At 66.3% G+C, this 20,461-nt stretch carries 15 protein-coding genes; 7 read left to right on the forward strand and 8 right to left on the reverse strand.

The genetic code is table 11. The features are described from left to right. Nucleotides 1-294 precede the first annotated feature (294 nt). The gene (locus ACODS2_RS08735; protein WP_488998459.1) at nucleotides 295-3,183 is read left to right on the forward strand and encodes a TonB-dependent receptor; all 2,889 of its coding nucleotides are present in this window, start codon (nucleotides 295-297) and stop codon (nucleotides 3,181-3,183) included. 4 nt (nucleotides 3,184-3,187) lie between these two features. Here ACODS2_RS08735 and ACODS2_RS08740 read toward each other — a convergent pair whose 3' ends face one another. The 8 genes from ACODS2_RS08740 to ACODS2_RS08775 all read right to left on the reverse strand — a co-directional run bounded on the left by ACODS2_RS08740 (nucleotide 3,188) and on the right by ACODS2_RS08775 (nucleotide 9,977). Further along, entirely contained in the window at nucleotides 3,188-4,555 is a 1,368-nt protein-coding gene (locus tag ACODS2_RS08740; protein ID WP_488998460.1) for an alginate export family protein, read from the reverse strand. Continuing rightward, on the reverse strand, nucleotides 4,552-5,262 hold the full coding sequence (locus tag ACODS2_RS08745; protein WP_488998461.1) for a YoaK family protein: 711 nt from the start codon (nucleotides 5,260-5,262) through the stop codon (nucleotides 4,552-4,554). The genes ACODS2_RS08740 and ACODS2_RS08745 overlap by 4 nt, the downstream gene beginning before the upstream one ends. 4 nt (nucleotides 5,263-5,266) lie before the next feature. Then, nucleotides 5,267-5,695, reverse strand: coding sequence for a DoxX family protein (locus ACODS2_RS08750; protein WP_488998462.1), 429 nt, complete (start codon nucleotides 5,693-5,695; stop codon nucleotides 5,267-5,269). Nucleotide 5,696: 1 nt separating this feature from the next. Then, nucleotides 5,697-7,544 (reverse strand): amidohydrolase, encoded by a 1,848-nt coding sequence (locus ACODS2_RS08755; protein ID WP_488998608.1) that lies wholly within the window; start codon nucleotides 7,542-7,544, stop codon nucleotides 5,697-5,699. A gap of 98 nt (nucleotides 7,545-7,642) precedes the next feature. Next, nucleotides 7,643-7,909: a DUF1427 family protein gene (locus tag ACODS2_RS08760; RefSeq protein ID WP_298165989.1), complete on the reverse strand. Its 267-nt coding sequence runs from the start codon at nucleotides 7,907-7,909 to the stop codon at nucleotides 7,643-7,645. A 36-nt stretch (nucleotides 7,910-7,945) separates the two neighbouring features. Further along, nucleotides 7,946-8,623 carry a hydrolase gene (locus ACODS2_RS08765; RefSeq protein WP_488998463.1) on the reverse strand — a complete coding sequence of 226 codons (678 nt, stop codon included), beginning with the start codon at nucleotides 8,621-8,623 and terminating at the stop codon, nucleotides 7,946-7,948. A 33-nt stretch (nucleotides 8,624-8,656) separates the two neighbouring features. Further along, on the reverse strand, nucleotides 8,657-9,139 hold the full coding sequence (gene dps / locus ACODS2_RS08770) for a DNA starvation/stationary phase protection protein Dps (protein WP_421836765.1): 483 nt from the start codon (nucleotides 9,137-9,139) through the stop codon (nucleotides 8,657-8,659). Between the two features lie 7 nt (nucleotides 9,140-9,146). Continuing rightward, complete coding sequence (locus ACODS2_RS08775) at nucleotides 9,147-9,977, reverse strand: alpha/beta fold hydrolase (RefSeq protein ID WP_488998609.1); 831 nt, start codon at nucleotides 9,975-9,977, stop codon at nucleotides 9,147-9,149. Nucleotides 9,978-10,316: 339 nt separating this feature from the next. On the opposite strand from ACODS2_RS08775, the gene ACODS2_RS08780 reads away from it, so the two are divergent. The 6 genes from ACODS2_RS08780 (at nucleotide 10,317) to ACODS2_RS08805 (ending at nucleotide 20,459) form a co-directional block, all read left to right on the forward strand. After that, nucleotides 10,317-10,952 (forward strand): response regulator, encoded by a 636-nt coding sequence (locus ACODS2_RS08780; protein WP_488998464.1) that lies wholly within the window; start codon nucleotides 10,317-10,319, stop codon nucleotides 10,950-10,952. A gap of 25 nt (nucleotides 10,953-10,977) precedes the next feature. After that, nucleotides 10,978-13,968 carry a sensor histidine kinase gene (locus tag ACODS2_RS08785; RefSeq protein ID WP_488998465.1) on the forward strand — a complete coding sequence of 997 codons (2,991 nt, stop codon included), beginning with the start codon at nucleotides 10,978-10,980 and terminating at the stop codon, nucleotides 13,966-13,968. A 559-nt stretch (nucleotides 13,969-14,527) separates the two neighbouring features. Beyond that, a complete protein-coding gene (locus ACODS2_RS08790; RefSeq protein ID WP_488998466.1) occupies nucleotides 14,528-15,682 on the forward strand; it encodes an alpha-hydroxy acid oxidase in 1,155 nt (384 codons plus the stop codon). Between the two features lie 161 nt (nucleotides 15,683-15,843). Continuing rightward, a complete protein-coding gene (locus tag ACODS2_RS08795; protein WP_488998467.1) occupies nucleotides 15,844-17,355 on the forward strand; it encodes a carboxylesterase/lipase family protein in 1,512 nt (503 codons plus the stop codon). A 20-nt stretch (nucleotides 17,356-17,375) separates the two neighbouring features. Next, nucleotides 17,376-18,149, forward strand: a complete 774-nt coding sequence (locus ACODS2_RS08800; protein WP_488998468.1) for an SDR family NAD(P)-dependent oxidoreductase — start codon at nucleotides 17,376-17,378, stop codon at nucleotides 18,147-18,149. A gap of 141 nt (nucleotides 18,150-18,290) precedes the next feature. Continuing rightward, nucleotides 18,291-20,459, forward strand: coding sequence for a TonB-dependent receptor (locus ACODS2_RS08805; protein ID WP_488998469.1), 2,169 nt, complete (start codon nucleotides 18,291-18,293; stop codon nucleotides 20,457-20,459). The last annotated feature ends 2 nt before the right edge of the window (nucleotides 20,460-20,461 follow it).

The raw sequence follows: 20,461 nt of genomic DNA on the forward strand, positions 1-20,461 counted from the left end.
GACGAGGCCGCCGGCGCGTTCGATGGGGCCGGGGCTGCATCAAAGACGCTTCACCAGACAATTGGAATGCACACGACAATTCGCATTCACTGCCGGGTTCGCAGGCCTCACCCCGGAAGTATTGATTGCTGGCTTTCGGTCACTGTTTGCCAGCCCGATCGCTGTTCGAGGACTTACCATGCGACCAAATAGACCTACGACTCCTGGCCAAAATGGATGTATTGTTCCGATCATGGGGGGAGGTGCACTGTTGTGCTTGGCGTTGCTGTTCACGCGAGGGGGTACAAGCGCCTTGTGGCAGCCGTTTCGGGTGCATTGATCGCCAGCCCGGGCGGGGCCTCGGCGCAGCCCGTCGGTGCCGAAAGCGAGCCAGGCCTTGCAGCGGCCTCCGATGAACAGCCGGACACGCCGATCCTCGTCACGGGGCTGCGCTCCACCCTGCTCGAAGCACTGGAGCGCCGGCGCCGGTCGCCGGAGTTGATCGAGACACTGGCACTGGATGACATTGCGAGGACATCCGGCGCGAACATCGCCGAGACGCTGGACCGCCTGCCCGGCGTGCGGCTGGGCCGTGATATCACCGGCGAAGGCGTGCAGCTTTCGATCCGGGGGCTGGGATCGGAGTTCGCGCGGGTCCTGCTCAATGGCGCGTCGCTGCAGGTGGCCTCCGATGGCGGCACCAATGGCGGATCGCGCGGACGCGGGGTTGATCTCGATATCCTGCCCTCGGAATTCTTTGCCCGGGGCGATGTGCTGCTGGCGGCTTCGGCGGGGATGCCCGAAGGCGGGATCAACGGCACGCTGGACTTGCGGACCCTGCGGCCTTCCGACCGACCGGGCCTGACCATCACGCTGAGCGGGCAGGCGCAATACAGCGCCGCGAACCGGAAAACTTCGCCGCGCGGCACGGCGATCGCCAGCTGGGCGGGCAGGCGGATCGGCGTGCTGGCAGGCGTTTCGGTGCTGGAAGCAAGCCAGCGGCTCGACGGGTTCGAGACGATCGGCTGGACCGATGCCAATGTGCCCGCCTGCGGACCAGACTGCCGGCTCCCCGGCGATAGCGGCAACGGCTTCAGCTATGCCTCGGTCGTGCCTGCCAATGCAGGGCACGGCCTCAACGCCGGCGATCAGGTCGACCTCGTCGCGACGTCCGGCCTGTCGCTCCCACAGATCAGCGCGGCCCTGCTCCCGCGTCTCGCGCGCCAGCTTGCGCTAAGCGGCAAGCGGCGGCGAACGGCGGCCATGGCTTCCATCGAATGGCAACCGGCGGACCGCATCCATCTCGTGCTCGATGGACTCTATGCCCACGCGGCGCGGCGGTATGAGCGGCTCGGCATGCAGTGGTATGTCCGCAATTCCGGGCCGGGCAAGACGCCGCAATCGACCGGTGGCATGGTGCCCATCGGGCTCACGGTCGATGCCAACAATGTGGTCACCTCGGGGCTCTTCGCCAATTCCGCCTTCCTCGCCGAGGAGACGCTGACCGATCAGGACACCCGCTTTCACGCGCTGGGCGGGGCGCTTTCGTGGCAGGCGGCAAAGCATCTGCGGATCGAGGCGCAAGCCCGCCTCAACCGCAGCACCTTCGGGCGCGAGCAGCCGACCTTCCTGTTCCAGACGCCGATGCAATCGGGGATCGACCTGCGCTTCGACAATCGGAGCAATCCGCGCCAGCCGGTGATCACCACCAACCGCGATCTCGGCGAGCCGGGGCTCGGCTGGCAGTGGTCGCGGCTCAACATCCAGAACATCGCGCGCGAGACACAGACTGACAGCGCGCGGCTCGACATGGTGCTCGGAGGCGAAGGGCTGAACCTGAAGATCGGAGGGGCCTACGATCTGGCGCGGCGCAGGATCCGCTCCTTTGACAACAGCGCAGCGTATCAGCTTGCGGTCTGCGGCGTGAACTGTGCGGGGAAGGACGGCAGCGTGCCCAATGCCGCGCTCGAAGGCCTTCTGCGGCGCGCGCCGATCGGCGATTTCGCCCGCCTCGCCAAAGGCCCGGTGGGATACACCAGTTTCATTGCGCCCGATTTCGCCGCGCTGAAGCAGGCGACCGGCTATCAGGCCTTCAGCGCTGCCGCACCGCTCGCGACGACACAGGTCGGCGGCAATCCGCCGGGCGATATCGGCGAGCGCGTCCTTGCCGCCTATGGCGAGGCCAATGGCCGGTTCACGGTGCTGGGGCGCGAGGTCGCGTTGAGTCTCGGGCTGCGCGGTGTCGATACGCGGCAGACCGTGACGGGCGTGGCGCTGCTGGACGGCAAGGTTGTCGAGATCCCGGCGCAGCGGCGCTACGGGAACTGGCTCCCCTCCGCTAATATCCGCGCCGCGCTGACCCGGCGCCTGACGCTGCGGTTTGCCTTCGCGCGGACGCTGACCCGGCCCGATCCCGCGCTGCTGCTGCCGAGCACGGTCTTCACCGATTCCTCCGCCCAGATTGCGGCGGCAGGCAATCCCGGCCTCCGGCCTTATACCTCGAGCAACTTCGATCTGGGGTTGGAATGGGCGACCGGCGGCATCGGCTCGGTCCGCCTCGCCGCGTTCTCGCGCAGCATCGACGGGTTTACGGTGGTGCAATCGGAGCAGGTTGCTTTCGCCTCGCTCGGCATTCCTTTTGCCGCGCTTTCATCGACCCAGCAGAATGTGCTGAGCGACCGCTCGTTCCAGACGGGTGTGCCGGTGGCACAATTGCCGGTCTCGCTCACCCGCCCGGTCAATCTGGAGAGCCTGCTGATCCGGGGGCTCGACTTCGCCTGGACCCAGCCGCTGGACCGGCTGCTGGCGGGCGTGGGCCTGACAGTCACGGCAAGCTGGCTCGACCAGCGCTCGGCCACCGGCCTTGTCGCGCCGGGCGTGCCGCGCTGGTCGGCTTCGGGCGAGCTGTTCTACGAACGCGGCCCGGTTTCGGCGAGTGCGCGCTACGACTGGACCGGGCGGTTCATCGCCGCCAATGGCCCGCTCAACGGGCTCGACCTTGCGCAATACGCCGATCCGCGCGGACAGCTCGATCTTTCGCTGATCTACCGCGTGCCGAAAAGCGCCGGGCGTTTCCAGTTCACCGTCAGCGCGCTCAACATCACCAACACACCGCTGCGCACCACGCTGGGCTACGCCAATGCGGCGTTCGCGGTCTATTATCCGGGGCCGCAATATATGCTCGGTTTCGGCGCGCGCTATTGAGCGTTCAGAACTTGAAGGCGGTTTCGAGACCGGCCATGCCGATGGTCCGCGAAGGCCCCGTATCGCGCAGGAAGGCACCCGGCGTGAACAGCGAGAGCGAGGCGCTGCAGGAGAGTGTGGGGTTGATCTGCCAGCTCGCGACAACCTCGACCTGATTACCGATATGCCGCGCCTTGCTGCCGCTGGAAGCGCGGATCAACTGGCCAGGTATGTCATAGATGCCGTCGCCCGTCGTCTCGCGCCAGAAGGCTGCTCCGGAAAGTTCGAGGCTCACGTTGCGGGCGATGGTCACATCAATGCTGGGGTGCAGGTTGATGATGTTGCGCGGCCCGATCGGGGTGAGTTCGCCGAAATAGCGGCCCTTGGGAAACAGGGCATTGAAGGTGCCGAGCGTGCCATCCTGCGGATCGCGATCCCCGCTTGCCACATTGGCGCGCAGGCGCAGGCGCGGCTGGAAGCGCAGGTGCGGAAAGCTGAGCGCCGTCTCGGTCGCCTGCGACCAGGCCCGGATGCGCTTGCCGGCAAATGTTCCGCGCTGGATCATCGTTTCCCAGTTCCATGAAAGCCGCCCGCGCTTGCCGAAAAGGCGCAGGCCGAAGGTGTCGCGCGCCTCGCCGCCCGTCACCCCGCCGAAGCGCGCGGCGTGGTTGCGATAGCCCAGCCAATAGAGATCGGCGCTGGCCCCGCCCCCAAGCGCCGCCGTGGCATAGATGCCATCGAGCCGCCGCGTATCGGAGGTGCGATCATCAAAATCGCCCAGACCCACCTGCACCGGCCGAACATGGAAGGCATCGAGCCGGAAGCGGCCCTGGCTGGCAATCACGCGCACGCCATCGAAGGCTTGCGGGATATTGGGCCCATAGCGCAGCCCGACCAGCCGTTCCGAGCCGAGCCCGATCAGGCCGCGGCCCCCGCGCAGGGTGATCGATCCCTCCCCCGGCAGGGCAAGGCGCAGATCGGCAAAGCCCTGCAACAGATCGACGCCCGTCTCGTCCGCCTGCCCCTTGCGTCCGGAAAGGCCCCGGACATAGCCGGCGATCGGCTGGACAAAGGCCCGCACCGGCCCGGCCTGCAGATCAACATAGGGCATCGCGCGCAGCCAGAGGTAGCCCATATCCGGATCATCCCCCCACAGCGGGTTGTCGAAGCCTTCGTAGCGCGCGCGCAGTTCCAGCCCGAAGGTGGCATGGGCCGCGCCCGCATCGTCGAGCTTCAGGTATTTGAGCCCCTCGAGCCCGGGCTTGCCCGCATTGGCCGACCAGTCTTCGTCGTAGCGCAGGTTGGTGCGTTGGGGCGGCTCGGCGTGGGCGGGCGTGGCTGCCAGCAGCGCCGCCGATCCGACCGCCGCACGCAGGACCAGCCGCAGCCTCACCGCTTGAGGTCTGCCATCAATGGGTGACGCGCGAACACCAGCGTGCCGACCAGCACCAGCGCCGCCGTCAACGCGAGTGTGGCGGCGAGGCCGGCATGAAGGACCAGCAGCGCGCCCACCACGGCACCGGCGAAGATCGCCACGACGGCACCGAGGCGAGCAGGGAGGTTCGGCGACGGCCCCGCCGCCAGCCGCGAATCCGAAGCGATGCCGGTGATCGTCAGTGTGAGCACCGTCGTCGTGAGATCGGGCACCTTCAGCTGGCGCACCACCGCGTTGCGAAAGCCCATTGCGGCGGACACGAGCGCAAGGATCGTTGCCAGCTTCCACAGCGGCTCGCCGCGGGCGATGTCGAACCGGGCGGCGACCAGCGCGGCGAGGAGGAGCAGCACGGTTTCGATGCCGGCAGCGACCACCAGCCAATCGCGCAGCAGGTGCGAACCGCGCGTGCGCCAGATGCGCCCCGCCACCATCGCGCCGCCAATGAACGCGGCCAGCGCCACGATGAACGGCAGCGGCGAGAAGCCCGGAGCGCCGGCCACTGCAAAGGCCAGGAACACCACATTGCCGGTCATGTTCGCGGTGAACACCTTGCCGAGGCACAGGATACTCGCCGCATCGAGCATGCCGGTCGTTGCAGAGAGCAGGAGCAGCAATCGCAGCAGCGGGGCGGGGGTCTTGAGTGAGACGGTGGGCTGGCTGGCCATGGTGCTAGAGCCGCCCCTCACGCCGGGCATGTTCGGCCACCAGCGCCGCGAGGATGAAGCCGCCGATCAGGCCAAGATGCTCGAAGAAGGCATTGGTAGCGGCGAAGCGCGCCGGGCCGGCCATGGTCCAGAAGGCATTGGCCTTGATCGCGGCCAGCAGCGTGAACACGCCGAGCATACCCGCCCCCAGCCAGACCAGCCGCCCGGTGAGGATCAGCAGCGGCCCCGCTATCTCGACCGCGATGGTGAGCGCAGCCCACAGCGCAGGCGGGCTCATCCCGAAATGCGCCTGCTCGGCAACCGCGCCCGGCCAGTCGGTCAGTTTGGCAAGAGCGCCCACCGCGTAGGCACCCACCAGCAGCAGCCGGGCGGCAAACCACACCGGCGGCCAATCGAGCAGCGCGTGGACCGCGCGCGGTTCGGGATCCATCATGTCAGACCGCCCAGCACCCGCAGCCGAGCGCGCCCCAGAAACCCTGCACATTGGCTGCCGGCGCTGCGGCACCCAGTGCGCGGGCATGATCGTGGCCGTGGACCTGGCAGGCCGAGGCGCAGCCGCAGGCAGCTGCCAGCTTGGCAGCGGTTTCCGGTTCGCGGTGATAGCCGCCAACGGTCCGCACCGGCGACCAGTCCGGCATCGGCGGCGGCAGCGCAGGGGCAAGCCCGGTGAAACTGCCCTCACCATGCACCACGCGGCCGCCCAGCAGCGTCAGCACCGAACGGATATGGGCGATTTCATGCTCGGGCACGGCGAAGTAATCAGCCGAGAGCAGGACGAGATCGGCGAGCTGCCCGGCCTTGATCTGGCCCTTCTTGCCCGTTTCGCTGGAAAACCAGGTGTTCTCGTGCGTCCACATTGCCAGCGCCTTTTCGCGGCTCACGCGGTTGGCGCCGGGATAGAGCGAGAGGCCGCCCACCGTCCGCCCGGTGACGAGCCACGAGAGCGAAACCCAGGGATTGTAGCTTGCCACCCGCGTCGCATCGGTGCCCGCGCCGACGGGGAGGCCTGCCGCAATCATCCGCGCGATCGGCGGGGTGCGCTCGGCAGCGCGGCGGCCATAGCGCTCGACGAAGTATTCGCCCTGATAGGCCATGCGGTGCTGCACCGCGATCCCGCCGCCGAGCGCGGCGATGCGGTCGATGTTGCGGTCGCTGATGGTCTCCGCATGGTCGAAGAACCAGTTGATCCCGGCGAGCGGAATGTCGCGGTTGACCTTCTCGTAGACATCGAGCGCGCGGCCGATGGTCTCGTCGTAGGTCGCGTGGAGCCGCCAGGGCCACCGGTGCTCAGCCAGCAGGCGGATCACCGGTTCGAGATCGCCTTCCATATGGGGCGGCATGTCAGGCCGCTCGACGCGGAAATCCTCGAAATCGGCTGCGGAGTACACGAGCATCTCGCCCGCGCCGTTGTGGCGATAGGTGTCGTCGCCCTGCCCCGGGCTGACCTGCTTCACCCAGCCGGCAAAGTCCGCCAGCTCCTCCTTCGGCTTCTGCGTGAAGAGGTTGTAGCTGATCCGCACGGTCATCTGCCCGTCCGCATGGAGCTTTTCGATCACGCGGTAGTCGTCGGGATAGTTCTGGAAGCCGCCGCCCGCATCGATCACGCTGGTGACACCGAGCGAATTGACCTCGCGCATGAAGTGGCGGGTGGAATTGATCTGGTAGTCCTCGGGCAGCTTCGGCCCTTTGGCGAGCGTTGAATAGAGGATCGTCGCGTTGGGCTGGGCCAGCAGCAGCCCGGTGGGATTGCCAGCGGCGTCGCGCACGATCTCGCCGCCCGGCGGGTTCGGCGTATCCTTGCCATAGCCGACCACGCGCAGCGCCGCAGCATTGAGCAGCGCGCGGTCATAGAGGTGGAGGATGAACACCGGCGTATCGGGGGCGACCGCGTTGAGCTCGGCGAGCGTGGGCAGGCGCTTCTCCGCGAACTGGTGCTCGGTAAAGCCACCGACGACGCGCACCCATTGCGGCGCAGGCGTGCGGTCGACCTGCGCCTTCAGCATGGCCATCGCGTCCGCCAGCGTCGGCACGCCGTCCCAGCGCAGCTCCATGTTGAAGTTCAGCCCGCCGCGAATGATGTGCATGTGGCTGTCGATGAGGCCGGGGATCAGCCGCCGTCCGCCCGCGTCGATCAGGGTCGCCTCGGGCGCGGCGGCGCGGACTTCGGCCTCGCTGCCCACGGCGAGGATGCGCCCATCGCGGATCGCCACCGCCTCGGCGCGCGGATTGGCGCGATCGAGCGTGGTGATGAGCGCGTTGTGGATGATGAGATCGTCGGTCATCGGTGCAGTCCTCATGGACGCGGCTCGCAGGCGGCCGGGCAGAAGCGAGAGCGCAGCCGTGCCGGCAAGGCCGGAGAGCGTGCCGCGCCGGGTCGCGCTCATGGCTGGTGCGGTTCGGCGGAGGAAGAAGGCGCCGCAGCAGGTGGCAATCCCGTCACCCGCGCGGCGCAGTTGGTCCTCCAGAAAGAAGCGACCTCCTGCCCATGCCATACCCGTATCGCCAGCGGCACAGCCTGTTCGCCCAGCAACATGCCGAGCAATCCGAGCAGCGCGATCGCGGGAGGGGCAGGCGATCGCGTACCGAGCAGGCTGTAGATCGCGCCGACAAGCAGCCCGATGCCTAGAGCGACAAGATAGGGTTTCATGGGCAGGAGGTCTCCCGGTCAGGCCTGCGGGCGGGTTCAGTGCCCTGCCGGGTGGGGTGCCTCATGCGGGAATGTCCCGCGCTGGGGGGCTTTGTGGACCATGGTGTAGGCGTAATCGACGCCCATGCCGTAGGCACCGAAGTGCTCGCGCACGATGTCCATCACGCCGTTGTAGGTATCCCGGTGCGCCCAGTCGCGCTGGAGTTCGAGCAGCGCGTTGATCGTGGTCAGCGGGTGCGCACCGGCCTGCTCCATGCGCCGGATCGCGGCCTCGTGCGCTTCAAGCGACGTACCGCCTGAGGCGTCGGTCACGAAATAGATCTCGAAGCCTTCCTCGATCGCGCAGAGTGTGGGGAAGAGCAGGCAGGCCTCGGTCCACAGCGCGGCGATCACCAGTTTCTTGCGCCCGCTGGCCTTCACTTGCGCGACGAGCTCGTCCGAATCCCACGAGTTCATCGAAGTCCGCTCGATCGGCTTCTGCTGCACCACGTCCATCAGTTCGGGCCAGATATAGCCCGAGAAGGCCTCGGTCTCGACCGCGGTAATGATCGTGGGGACGCCGAACAGCTTGGCTGCCTTGGCGAGCGCGACGGTGTTGTTCTTGAGCAGCTGGCGATCGATGCTGGTGACGCCGAACGCCATCTGCGGCTGGTGATCGATGAAGATGAACAGCGTGTCGTCGGCGTTGATCAGTTTCTGAGATCGGAAGGACATGGGATGCTCCTTTCGGGAGAGGGTTGGTCCGGTTCAGTGCGCCTGGAGATGCGCTTCGAGGAACCAGAGCTGCTTGTCGGTCTCGCGCGAGATCTGGGTAAACAGGTCTGCGGTATCGGCATCGCCCGCGAGGCTGGCCTGATCGATGGCATCACGCGCCGCCTTTCCGAAGGCACCGAGGCTGGCGGACAGCGCCTTGAGGTGCGCCTCGCCGCCACTCGCCTCGATCGGATAGCCATAAAGCGTGGAATTGGCGGCGGTCGTCGCGATGCGGCCATCGGCGACGTGGCCGAGCGTGGTGATCCGCTCTGCCAGCATGTCCACGAAATCCTCGATCTCGCCGTGGAGGCGGTCGAACAGTTCGTGGAGCTGGAGGAAGTGCGGGCCCTTCACGTTCCAGTGCGCCTGCTTGGCCTGCGCTTCGAGATCGAGCGCATCGGACAGGCGGGCCTGCAGCAGCCCGCAGGCCTGCTTGCGGACATGCTCGGAGAGGTCGAGGCGGCTGATGTAGCTCATGTCCGCCTCACGCCTTGAAGAACGCAAGGAGATCGGCATTGATCACGTCGGGATGCGTGGACGCCATGCCATGCGGCAGCCCCGGATAGGTCTTGAGCGTGCCCTTCTTCACAAGCTTGATCGCAAGCTGCGCGGAATCGGCAATCGGCACGATCTGGTCGTCCTCGCCGTGCATGATCAGCACCGGCACCTGGATCGCCTTGAGATCCTCGGTGAAATCGGTTTCCGAGAAGGCCTTGATGCAATCATAGTGCGCCTTGGCACCGCCCATCATGCCCTGCCGCCACCAGTTGTCGATCAGCCCTTCGCTGACCTTCGCGCCCGGCCGGTTGAAGCCGTAGAACGGCCCTGTCGGCACATCGCGGAAGAACTGCGCGCGATTGGAGACAAGCGCCGCGCGGAAGCCGTCGAACACCTCCATCGGCAGGCCGCCGGGGTTGGCCGGGGTCTTGAGCATGATCGGCGGGACAGCGCCGATCAGCACCGCCTTGGCAACACGCCCGGCCCGGGCACGTGCGACATAATGCGCCACTTCGCCGCCGCCGGTCGAATGGCCGACATGGATCGCATTTCTGAGATCGAGATGATCGGTCAGCGCCGCGACATCGGCGGCGTAAGTGTCCATCTCGTTGCCGGTATCGGTCTGGGTCGAGCGGCCATGCCCGCGCCGGTCGTGCGCGATCACGCGGTAGCCATGGAGCAGGAAGAACATCATCTGGTTGTCCCAGTCGTCCGCGCTCAGCGGCCAGCCATGATGGAACACGATTGCCTGCGCATCGCGGGGGCCCCAGTCCTTGTAGAAGATGGACGTGCCGTCCTTGGTGGTCACGGTACCCATGGTGCGGTCTCCTGATGTGGGGGGTGTGGTGGTAGCGGCGGCCAGCGCAGGGCCCGGTAGGGTCGCAAGGATCGCTCCGGCCGATGTGGCCGCCATGAAATCCCGGCGGCGGAGCGCGGGGCCTGCGGCTGGTGCCTGGTCGTCGGTCACGGCGTGTTCTCCCCTGCTCAAATCCGCTGTGAGAGTGCGCTTCCCGTGCCCAGCCGGGAACACCCGGACGGGGGCACGTGCCGCCCACTTTCGAGTGGGTTTCAAGCCCTTGCGCGGCATGATATTTCAGCAGGACCGAATGCGAGCGAACGGCATCCGCATTTGGCCCAGTCCTTTCCGGAGCCCGACATGCCTGCCGCGCCTGCCATGCCGATCCGCATCCTGATCGCCGACGATCACCCCATCCTGCGCGAGGGCGTGGGCTCGGTGATCGCGCTGCAGGATGACATGGTGATCGCCGGAGAGGCGGAGACCGGCGTGGACGCGGTGCGGCTGTTCCGCGAACTTCGGCCCGATATCGTGCTGATGGACCTGCGCATGCCCGAGATGGGCGGTGTGGAGGCCATCGGGGCGATCCGCGCCGAAGCACCCGATGCACGGATCATCGTGCTGACGACCTATTCGGGCGATGCCAAGGCGCTGGAAGCGATGCGTGCCGGCGCATCGGGCTTCCTCCTCAAGAGCAGCCTGCGCCGCGAGCTGCTCAGTGCGATCCGCACGGTTCACAAGGGCCAGCGCCATCTGCACCCCGATGTGGCGCATGAGATCGCGCTCCACGCCATTCAGGATGCGCTGAGCGCGCGCGAGGTCGAGATCCTGCAAATGATCGCGGGCGGCCAGTCCAACAAGCAGGTTGCCTGGCGGCTTGGCGTCGCCGAGGAAACGGTCAAGTCGAACATCAAGAGCATCTTTTCCAAGCTCAATGTCAGCGATCGCACCCATGCGGTGACCACCGCCGCGCGACGGGGCATCATTGAGCTTTAGCAGTTGCCTGCCGCGCCGGGGGGCGATGGCCTGCAGGTTGGTGGTTCAGTGCCTCGCGGCCCTGATCCTCCTGATCGGCGCGCGTGCATCGGCGAATGACCGGGATGCCTTGCAGGGTTTCCGGATCACGCATTGGTCGCTGGAAGAAGGTGCCCCCAGCCGGATCAATTCGATCACCCAGTCGGTTGACGGCATGCTCTGGATCGGCGGCGTGGACGGCCTGTTCCGGTTTGACGGCGTCACGTTCGAGCAAGTCGAGGATGGGCAGCGGCTGGTGGTTTCGCAGGTCCTGGCCGCGCGCAATGGCGATGTCTGGATCGGGCTGGCGCGCGGACAGGGCCTGCTCGTCTGGCGGCAGGGCCGGCTCCGACCTTCAGGCATGCCCAATCCCTCGCGCGAGGTGAACGATATCGTGGAAGGCCCCGATGGGGCGATCTGGGTCGCTCGCGGTGGGCGCACCGTCCGCTCGCTGGCGCGGTTTTCCGGCGGCCACTGGCAAGAGTTCGACAGCGCCTCGGGCTTGCCCGAACAGCCGATCTGGAACTTGCTCTTCGCGCGCGACGGCACGCTCTGGGTCGTGCTGGAACGCACCATCTACCGCCGCCTTCCCGGCAGGCAGACGTTCGAGGCGACCGGCTTGATCGTGCCCCCGCGCGCAAGCCTCGCGCAGGATGCGAAAGGCGGTATCTGGCTTTCTGACCGGGCGGGCACGCAGCAGATCGCGCAAGGCGGATCGGAACCCATCAGAACCGGACCGCAGCACAGCCATGCCGACCCAGCGGGGGGCACACGCACCCTGTTCGACCGGCGCGGCGATCTGTGGGAAGCGACATGGAGCAGCGGCGTCGTGCGCGTCGTGGCACCGCTCAGTCCGGCTGGTCGCACCGAAGTGACCCGGCTCGACATGACGACCGGCCTGCTCTCAAACCAGACCCGCGCGATCTTTCAGGACCGGGAAGGCAATATCTGGATCGGCACCGAACTGGGGCTGAACATGCTGCGGCGGGTGCCGATCACGGTTGCGCCGGGCATTCCGGTCAATTCGGCCAACACGTACCGGCTCACTGTGGACCAGGCCGGAGTGGTCTATGCCGCCGAAGGCAGCGGAATCTACCGGATCGCGCCGGGAGCGGATCCCGTCCGGATCCTTGCCACCCAGGACGCGGTCGAGGCGCTTTGTCCCGCGCGGGCCGGTGGTATCTGGGCCGTGCTGGCAGACAAGGTCGTTCGGCTGGATGCCAAGGAAGACAGCGGCACGCGCAGGGCCAAGCATGCGACGTTCACCGCGCAGGCCTGCGCCGAAGATGCCGCTGGCAGGTTGTGGTTGCCGGCGCTCGATCACGGTCTTTTCGTGCTCGAAGCAGGGCGCTGGCACGCTTGGCCGGGGCTTGGTCCCAACACCGGCGTTCCCAGCAATGCCGCGCTGCTGCCGGATGGACGCGCGGTGATCCAGTTCCGCGCCGGGGCGCCGCGCGGCCCCACGCCGTTCCTCGCGCTCGACAATCGCGCGGTGGCGAGCGGCGGCATCGAGGGTCTGTTGCGGGCGCAGGGCACGCTGCTCGTCAGCGGCTCTGCAGGCCTGTCCGCGCCGTTCCTGCCCGGCCCGCCGCTGCTGGACAAGCAGCGCTATCCCTGGGCGGCTTCGCTCAACGGGCTTGCGCAAGGGCGTGGCGGCGAAAGCTGGGGCATCGGCGATATGGGCATCGTGCGCCTGCGTTCCGCCGATGTGGCGCATGCCCTCGCCCGGCCCGGCGCTCCGGTTTCCGCGCGCGTGTTCGATTTCCGCGATGGGCTCAACAGCTTCGTCCAGAAAGGGGGGGGCGATCAGGTCGTGATCGGCGGCGACGGGCGGGTGTGGTTCGCCACCCGGCGCAACATCCTCTTCATCGATCCCGCTGCCATCACCGCCAATACCCTGCCGCCGACCGTGCTGGTGCGCGATATCATGGCCAAGGGGCTACGCCTCGCTGCGACCGGCGGAATGGTGCTTCCGGCCGGCACGACGCGGATCGAGATCGGCTATACCGCAACCAGCCTTGCGGTGCCCCAGCGGGTTCGGTTCCGCTACCGGCTGCTCGGCGCGGATGCGGCATGGACCAGCGTGCGCAACGTGCGCGAAGCCGTGTTCGCCGATCTCCGCCCCGGCGACTACACCTTCGAAGTGCTCGCGGCCAACGAGGACGGAGTGTGGAGCCCCACCCCCTTGCGCCTCTCCTTCACCATTGCCCGCGCCTGGCACCAGACCTGGTGGTTCACGGTCCTTGCCGCCCTCGCCATCTGCGGCGGGCTCTATGCCCTGTTCAGCTTGCGCCTCAGCCAGGTGAGCGGCCAGATCCGGGACCGCATGCTGGAGCGCAACCGCGAGCGCGAGCGCATCGCGCGAGAACTCCACGATACGATGATCCAGGGCGTGCAGGGCCTGATCCTGCGCTTTCAGGCCGTGGCAGACCGCTTCGCGCACGATGCCGATGCGCAGGCGATCCTGGTCCCCGCGCTGGACCGTGCCGAGGAAATGCTGGTGGAGGGCCGCGACCGCGTGACCGGGCTGCGCCGGATGGACGAGCGCAATATCCTGACCGAGCTCGCCCGGATTGCCGCGCAGGAAATCTACCCGGCCGGGCTGATCGGGCCGCTGCAGGTTCAGGGCAAGCCGCGCCGTCTGCTGCCCGAACTGGTCGATGAAGTGCTCGCCGTCCTCGGCGAAGCGCTCAACAACGCCGCCTGCCATTCCGAAGCCACGCGCGTCGATATCGGCGTGGTCTTCAGCCGGCTCCATTTCAGCGCCTTCGTGCGCGACAACGGCAAGGGGATCCGCCGCGACTTCGTTTCGCCGCGCGGGCGACCCGGCCACTTCGGCCTCCTCGGCATGTACGAACGCGCCCGGGCCATGAAGGCCAGACTGCGCATAGAAAGCGCCGAAGGGTTCGGAACGGAGATCCGCCTGATCGTGCCGGCCCGCTTCGCCTATCTCTCTGGCCACGCGGTCCATGCGGGCGTGGCTTCAGAACCTTGGTGACTGACGCTGAAACGAACCGAGCCGGAATCAAGAATGGTTCCTCCGAGCGCAATCATCTGGCGCCGGGGAAGACTTTGGTACTTTGTGGTCGTTCCCGCGTCACCTGTTGAGCGGCAGGGGTCGCCAAAAGCAAACGTCCGTGGGAGTGAACTTCGCCTCCATGAACAGCATGGCGGTCTGCACAAGATGAATTCCCTGGCCTAACAAAACTCAGCGACCAAAGCCTGAGCTATGGTCTGCAGGCGTAACCTACTGCGTCTGAGCCGCCTGCCGTGAAGCACAATCTGCAATCCGCGCGGCAAAGAGAAAGCGTTCGTCAATCCGCGTCCGATTGGCGCAGCCTACAGGCTCTGGTCCAGCGAAAGTGCGTGCGCATGAAGAGGTCAATCAACAGACATCAAATGCCCGCTCCGCGCGTGGTAGGAAGGGACGGCGTCGAGCGCTTCGCCGCATACGACAAGCAGCCGGTGATCAACCAACTGCGCACGTTCGGCGCGTCGCTCATCTCTGACTGTTCGGCGCAACACCGCCCAAGCCGAACGGATCGAGGACAGACCGCGTGCTGCTGAACCATGCTTGCAACATCTCGGACCTCCGCCGTACGGCGCGACGCCGGCTGCCGAAGCCGATTTTCGATTACATCGATGGCGGCGCAGAGGATGAGGTTTCGCTGAGGCGCAACAGCACGGCCTTCGATCACTACGAGTTGGTGCCCGATGTGCTGGTCGATGTGTCGCAGATCCGCACGGCGACAAGCCTGTTCGGCCAGCCGGTGCGGTTGCCCCTGCTGCTGTCGCCGACCGGCCTGACCCGCATGTTTCATCGCCAAGCCGAACTTGCCGTGGCTCGCGCGGCGTCCGATCATGGCCTGTCCTATAGCCTGTCGACCATGGGCACGACGCGCCTCGAAGACTTCGCCGCGGCCTTTGCCGGACCACGCCTTTTCCAGATCTATATCTTCCGCGACCGCGGCCTGACATCAGAGTTCGTTGCGCGCTGCAAGGCGGCAGGTTTTCACGGCCTCGTGCTCACCGTCGACACCCCGGTGGCTGGCAATCGCGAGCGCGATCGACGCAACGGGCTTTCGATCCCACCGAAGCTCAGCTGGCAATCGCTACTGAGCTTTGCGCTGCATCCGGGCTGGTCGTTGCCGGCGCTGATCGCGCCGCCATTCGATTTTCCTAATGTCAGCCACCGCGTCGGTGCGCTCTCTGGCCCTTCGGTAAGTCTGCTCGATTACATCAACGAGCAGTTCGACCCTGCCATCAGCTGGAAAGATGCCGAGTGGCTGGCGCGAGAATGGGGCGGTCCGCTGAGCATCAAGGGCGTCATGACCCCGGAAGATGCAAAGCGCGCGATAGATTCCGGCGCAACGGGTGTGATGGTGTCCAACCATGGCGGGCGTCAGCTTGATGGTGCCCCGGCGCCGGTCGACCAACTCGCCGCGATCCGCACGGCAGTGGGAACCGGTCCCGAAATCATTTGCGATGGCGGCATTCGTCGCGGTTCGGACGTGGTCAAGGCGCTCGCGCTGGGCGCGACAGCCTGCTCGATTGGCCGGCCCTACCTTTATGGACTGGCTGCCGGCGGTCAGGCTGGTGTCCACCGTGCACTGTCCATTCTCAAGGATGAGTTCGACCGCTGCCTCGCACTTATGGGGATAAATGACGTGGCCAACATTCACGCAGGGCACGTTCGGCGTTCATCGATGTAATCCGTTCCGCCGGCAGTCCGCTCGGCACCTCCTCACCGAACCTGGCCCCGGGGCGCGCGATCGGCATCGAGCAAGTGCGGCACTGCAAATCCTTGACGGTAGCGACAGGTTGTTCAGCTGCTAGATTGGTGGCCCATCCTGCACCAAGATTGGCCTGCTCCATGACTCAAACCCGCGTCATCGCCAAACTAGCAGCCGGCTCGATCGCCGGGATCTGCTCTGCAGGCGTCCGCACATTCCTGGGCGTGCCCTATGCCGCACCGCCGGTCGGCTCTGCCCGCTTTGCCGCCCCCCAGCCTGTTGCGCCGTGGAACGGCATCCGGGAAGCGGTGGTGCCCGGCCCCAGCGCGCCGCAGCGTGTTGCGCCGTTTCCGGCGCTCGACGTAGCGGCATTGGTCGGACAAGGCACAGAGCGGGGCGACGACTACCTCACCTGCAACATCTGGGCTCCCAAAGATAACGAGCCAAGGCCAGTGATGGTGTGGATCCATGGCGGCGGATTTCTGGCCGGCAGCAAGGACGCGCCTGTCCAGCAGGGCGAGAATTTTGCCCGCTCCGGAGTCGTCTGCGTTGCGATCAACTACCGCATGGGCATCGACGGTTTCCTGCCGATCCCGGGCGTTCGGACCAATCTCGGGCTGCGCGACATGATCGCCGCGCTCGAATGGGTGCGTGACAACATCGCAGCGTTCGGCGGCGATCCCGGCAACGTCACCGTGTTTGGCGAATCCGCAGGCGCAATGGCGATCGCCAACCTGATGGCGTCACCGCTCGCCAAGGGGCTTTTTCACCGCGCCATCATCCAGAGCGGACATGGCGCGATGGTCCGCAGCATTCCCATCGCGGAGCGCGTCACGACCCGCCTGGCGAAAGAGCTCGGCATTACCGCTACGCGCGAGGGGTTTGCCGGAGCGGGCATCGATGCGGTCATGGATGCGATCGAGCGCATCGCCAAGCCGGGCGCAAAGCTCGATTTGCGCGATGAGCAGGGCTACGAGCCAGTGTTCGGCATCAGCCGGTTCATCCCGGTTTTTGGCGATGATGTTCTGCCGGATCACCCGCTCGATGCACTCACGAAGGGCGCCGGCTCGGATATCGATCTGTTGATCGGCACCAATGCCGAGGAGATGAACCTCTACTGGGTGCCTACCGGCGTAAAGGCCAAACTGAACGGGTGGCTTGGTCGCATCATTGGCAAGTACCTTGCGCGCAAGGTCTTCGGCATGGCCCACGCCAAGGCGCGCGAAATCCTCGCAACCTATGGCCTGGGCGCGCGCGGAACCTCTTCCGGTGAGGTCTTTTGCCGCGCGACGAGTGATTTCGTGTTCCGCTGGCCAGCGCGGCGGTTTGCCGAAAGCCATCGCGGCCGCACACATATGTACGAATTCGACTGGCGCTCGCCCGCTTGCAGCGGCGATCTCGGCGCGTGCCATGCGCTCGATGTGCCGTTCGTGTTCAACGCGCTTGGTGCGGCGACGGGGCCGCGCGGCATAGCCGGGACCGCACCTCCACACGATCTGGCGCAGCGCATCCACGCGCTTTGGGTCGGCTTCGCGACCGATGGCAGCCTGCCGTGGGCCGAATTCGATGCGGAAACGCGGCAAGTCTACCAGCTTGCGCAAGGCAAAGCTGTCCACGAGCCACCTATGCCGGTCGCACCGTTTCTGGCCTGATCCGGAAGGAACTCCCAGCGATGTATCTCGATCGATTCCGGCTCGATGGCAAAATCGCGTTCGTCACCGGCGGCGCCCAAGGCATCGGCCTGTGCATAGCCGAAGCGCTGGCCGAGGCCGGCGCGAATGTCACGATCGGCGACCGGGACGAAGCGGCGCTGGCGGATGCTTGGAGGGTGCTCGCCGCAAAAGGGTATGAAGTCGGTCACGTGGTCCTTGATGTGACCGATCCCGCTGCTGTCACGCGCGTCGCCGACGACCTCGTGGATCAGGCCGGCCGCATCGACATTCTGGTCAACAACGCCGGCATTGCACGCAGCGATACCCCGGCCGAGGACGTGACCGACGAGCACTGGCGCACTGTGCTCGACGTCAATCTGAATGGCACGTTCTGGTGCGCCCGTGCGTTCGGTCGGCACATGTTGGCAGCCGGGTCCGGCAGCATCGTCAACGTGGGATCGATGTCCGGGTTTATCGTCAACCGGCCGCAGCCGCAAAGCTACTACAACGCTTCCAAGGCGGCGGTGCACCAGCTGACCCGTAGCCTCGCCGCCGAGTGGGCCGGCCGCGGCGTGCGTGTCAACGCGGTGGCGCCGACCTACATCGCCACCCCGCTCAACGCCTTTGCCGATCGGACCAGCGAGATGTACCGCCGATGGATCGACGGAACGCCGCAGGGCCGGCTGGGCGAGCCGGAGGAAGTTGCCGCCGTCGTGCTGTTTCTGGCATCGGAGGCAGCCAGCCTGATGACCGGGAGCGTGGTGCTCGCCGATGGCGGATACACCTGCTGGTAACAGCGCCTGTTCCGCGCGGCCAACTGAGCGTGCCGATCAGCACAGCCTCGAACCTTTCAGATAGGTCACCTTTCCGATAGGTCGGACGGATCACCATGACCGGGCGCGTCCATGCCCGGCATAGCGGGGAGAGGAACCCACATGCGCCTGATCTCGATCCTTGCGGCAGGGTCCGCCCCACGCGCCATGGCGGCCGCCGTGGCCGCACTTGCCATCACCACTGCCTTGCCGGCACACGCTGCGGATGCGGCACCGCAAGGCGCCGCCTCGACCGATGGGACTTCCGCCGATGACGGCGCCATCGTCGTCACCGCACGCAAGCGCACCGAGACGCTGCTGGATGTGCCGGTCGCCGCGACTGCGATCAGCGGCACTGTGCTGGAGAACCGCGGCATCGCCAACGTGCGCGAAGCCGCGGCCCTTTCGCCGGGCCTCAACATCAACTCGGACGGCACCGGTCGCGCCTTCGTCGCCATTCGCGGCGTCGGCGTCACGCTCGTCCAGAGCGTCCAGCCGGGCGTCGGCCTGTTCATCGACGGAATTTATCAGCCCAACACCAGCTATCTCAACAATCCGCTTCTCGATGTGGAGCGCATTGAAGTGCTGCGCGGACCGCAAGGCACGCTCTATGGCAAGAACACCCTGGGCGGCGCGATCAACGTGATCACCCGCGCTCCGTCGAGCACGCTCGAATTCCGGGGGCAGACCAGCTTCGCCGGGCCCGACAATTCCTGGGTGGCAGCCGGTGCCCTGTCCGGGCCGATCGTGAAGGACGTGATCGAAGCCCGCATAGCCTATTCCCACCGCGAGCAGGACGGTTTCCAGACCAACAGCGTGGTCGGCGGCAAAGCCAATGCGTTCAGGAGCGACGACCTCAACGGTACGGTGCGCATCGCACCCAGCAGCGACGTGACGCTGACTATCAAGGGTTACTACGACTGGATCCACGGCGTGAACACGCCCTATTCGCGCGTCACCGGCCCGCAGGACTACCAGTACACAGTGCCGTTCAACTCGCTCAACCGCGTGACCTACCGCTACCGCGGAGTGAGCGCCCGGATCGATGCTTCGCTCAGTGCTTCGCAGAAGCTTTCGCTGATCGGCTCCTACGATGCCCGCGACGGCGATACGCCCGACGGTGAGGGTGATTTCGGTCCGCTGGACCTCGTGCGCACCGCCGGCACCGACACGCTCCGCACAAAGACGACCGAACTGCGGCTCGACAGCACGTGGAGCAGCCAGATCTCGACCCTTTTCGGGCTGTTCTACAGCAACGAGAAAACCAGCGCAGTCGCGGTCACCAAGATCAACATCTTCCCGCCCTTCCCCTTGGTCAACACCGCGACCAACGGGACGAATGCCGATACTTATGCGGCGTTTGGTACGGTGTTCTGGAAGCCGAGCACCGCGTGGGAAGTTGCGCTCGGGCTGCGCTACGATCACGAGAGCCGCCGCGCCACGGGCGGGATCAACGGCATCGAACTGCCCTCGGCCCAGATCAAGTCCAACCAGTTCGAACCGCGCCTGACGGTGACTCGGCACTGGACGAACGAGTTGATGACGTATGCCTCGGTTTCGCGCGGCTATCGCGGCGGCGGGTTCAATGCCGTTACCGCTCCACAGCGCACCTATCAGGGCGACTCCGCCTGGACTTACGAAATCGGCAGCCGCTACGTGTCCGCCGATCGCCGCGTCACCTTGTCCGGCAACGTGTTCTTCAATGATTACAAGAACTACATCGGGCTGAACTCGATCGCGCCCTCGGCCACCGGCGGTCTCGTCACTGTCGATCTCAACTCCGGCGATGTCCGCAGCTACGGCCTCGAGCTCGAAGGTTCGTTCCGTCCGCTGCCGCACTGGACGATCTCGGGCGGGCTGACGCTGATGCACGCGCGGCTGACCAATACCGACGCCTATACCGCGACAACCGGGCGGGTGCTTTCCTCCGACCGACTGACCTTCCAGCCAGACGTGAGCTTCAATCTCAACACCGATTATACCATCCCGGTCGGCCGCGACAGCGAGGTGCGCCTTTCGGCCGGGGTGATCGGCAAGGGCAAGCGGCTGGCCGGAACGCTCAATCAGACGACCCCGACGTTCCTCGACGGCTACACGCTGGTCAACGCCTCGATCGGCTTCCGCACCGGTCCGGTCGAGATCAGCGGCTTCGTGAACAACCTGTTCCAGAAGCAATACTTCGAGTCCTACATCGAGAAGACCACGCTGCAACTCGCCGGGCTTCCGGCATCCGATCTCGGCATTGCCGGCGATCGCCGCCGGTACGGCGTGCGCGCCAGCCTGAAGTTCTGATC

The sequence above is a fragment of the Novosphingobium sp. FG137 genome, assembly GCF_057809735.1.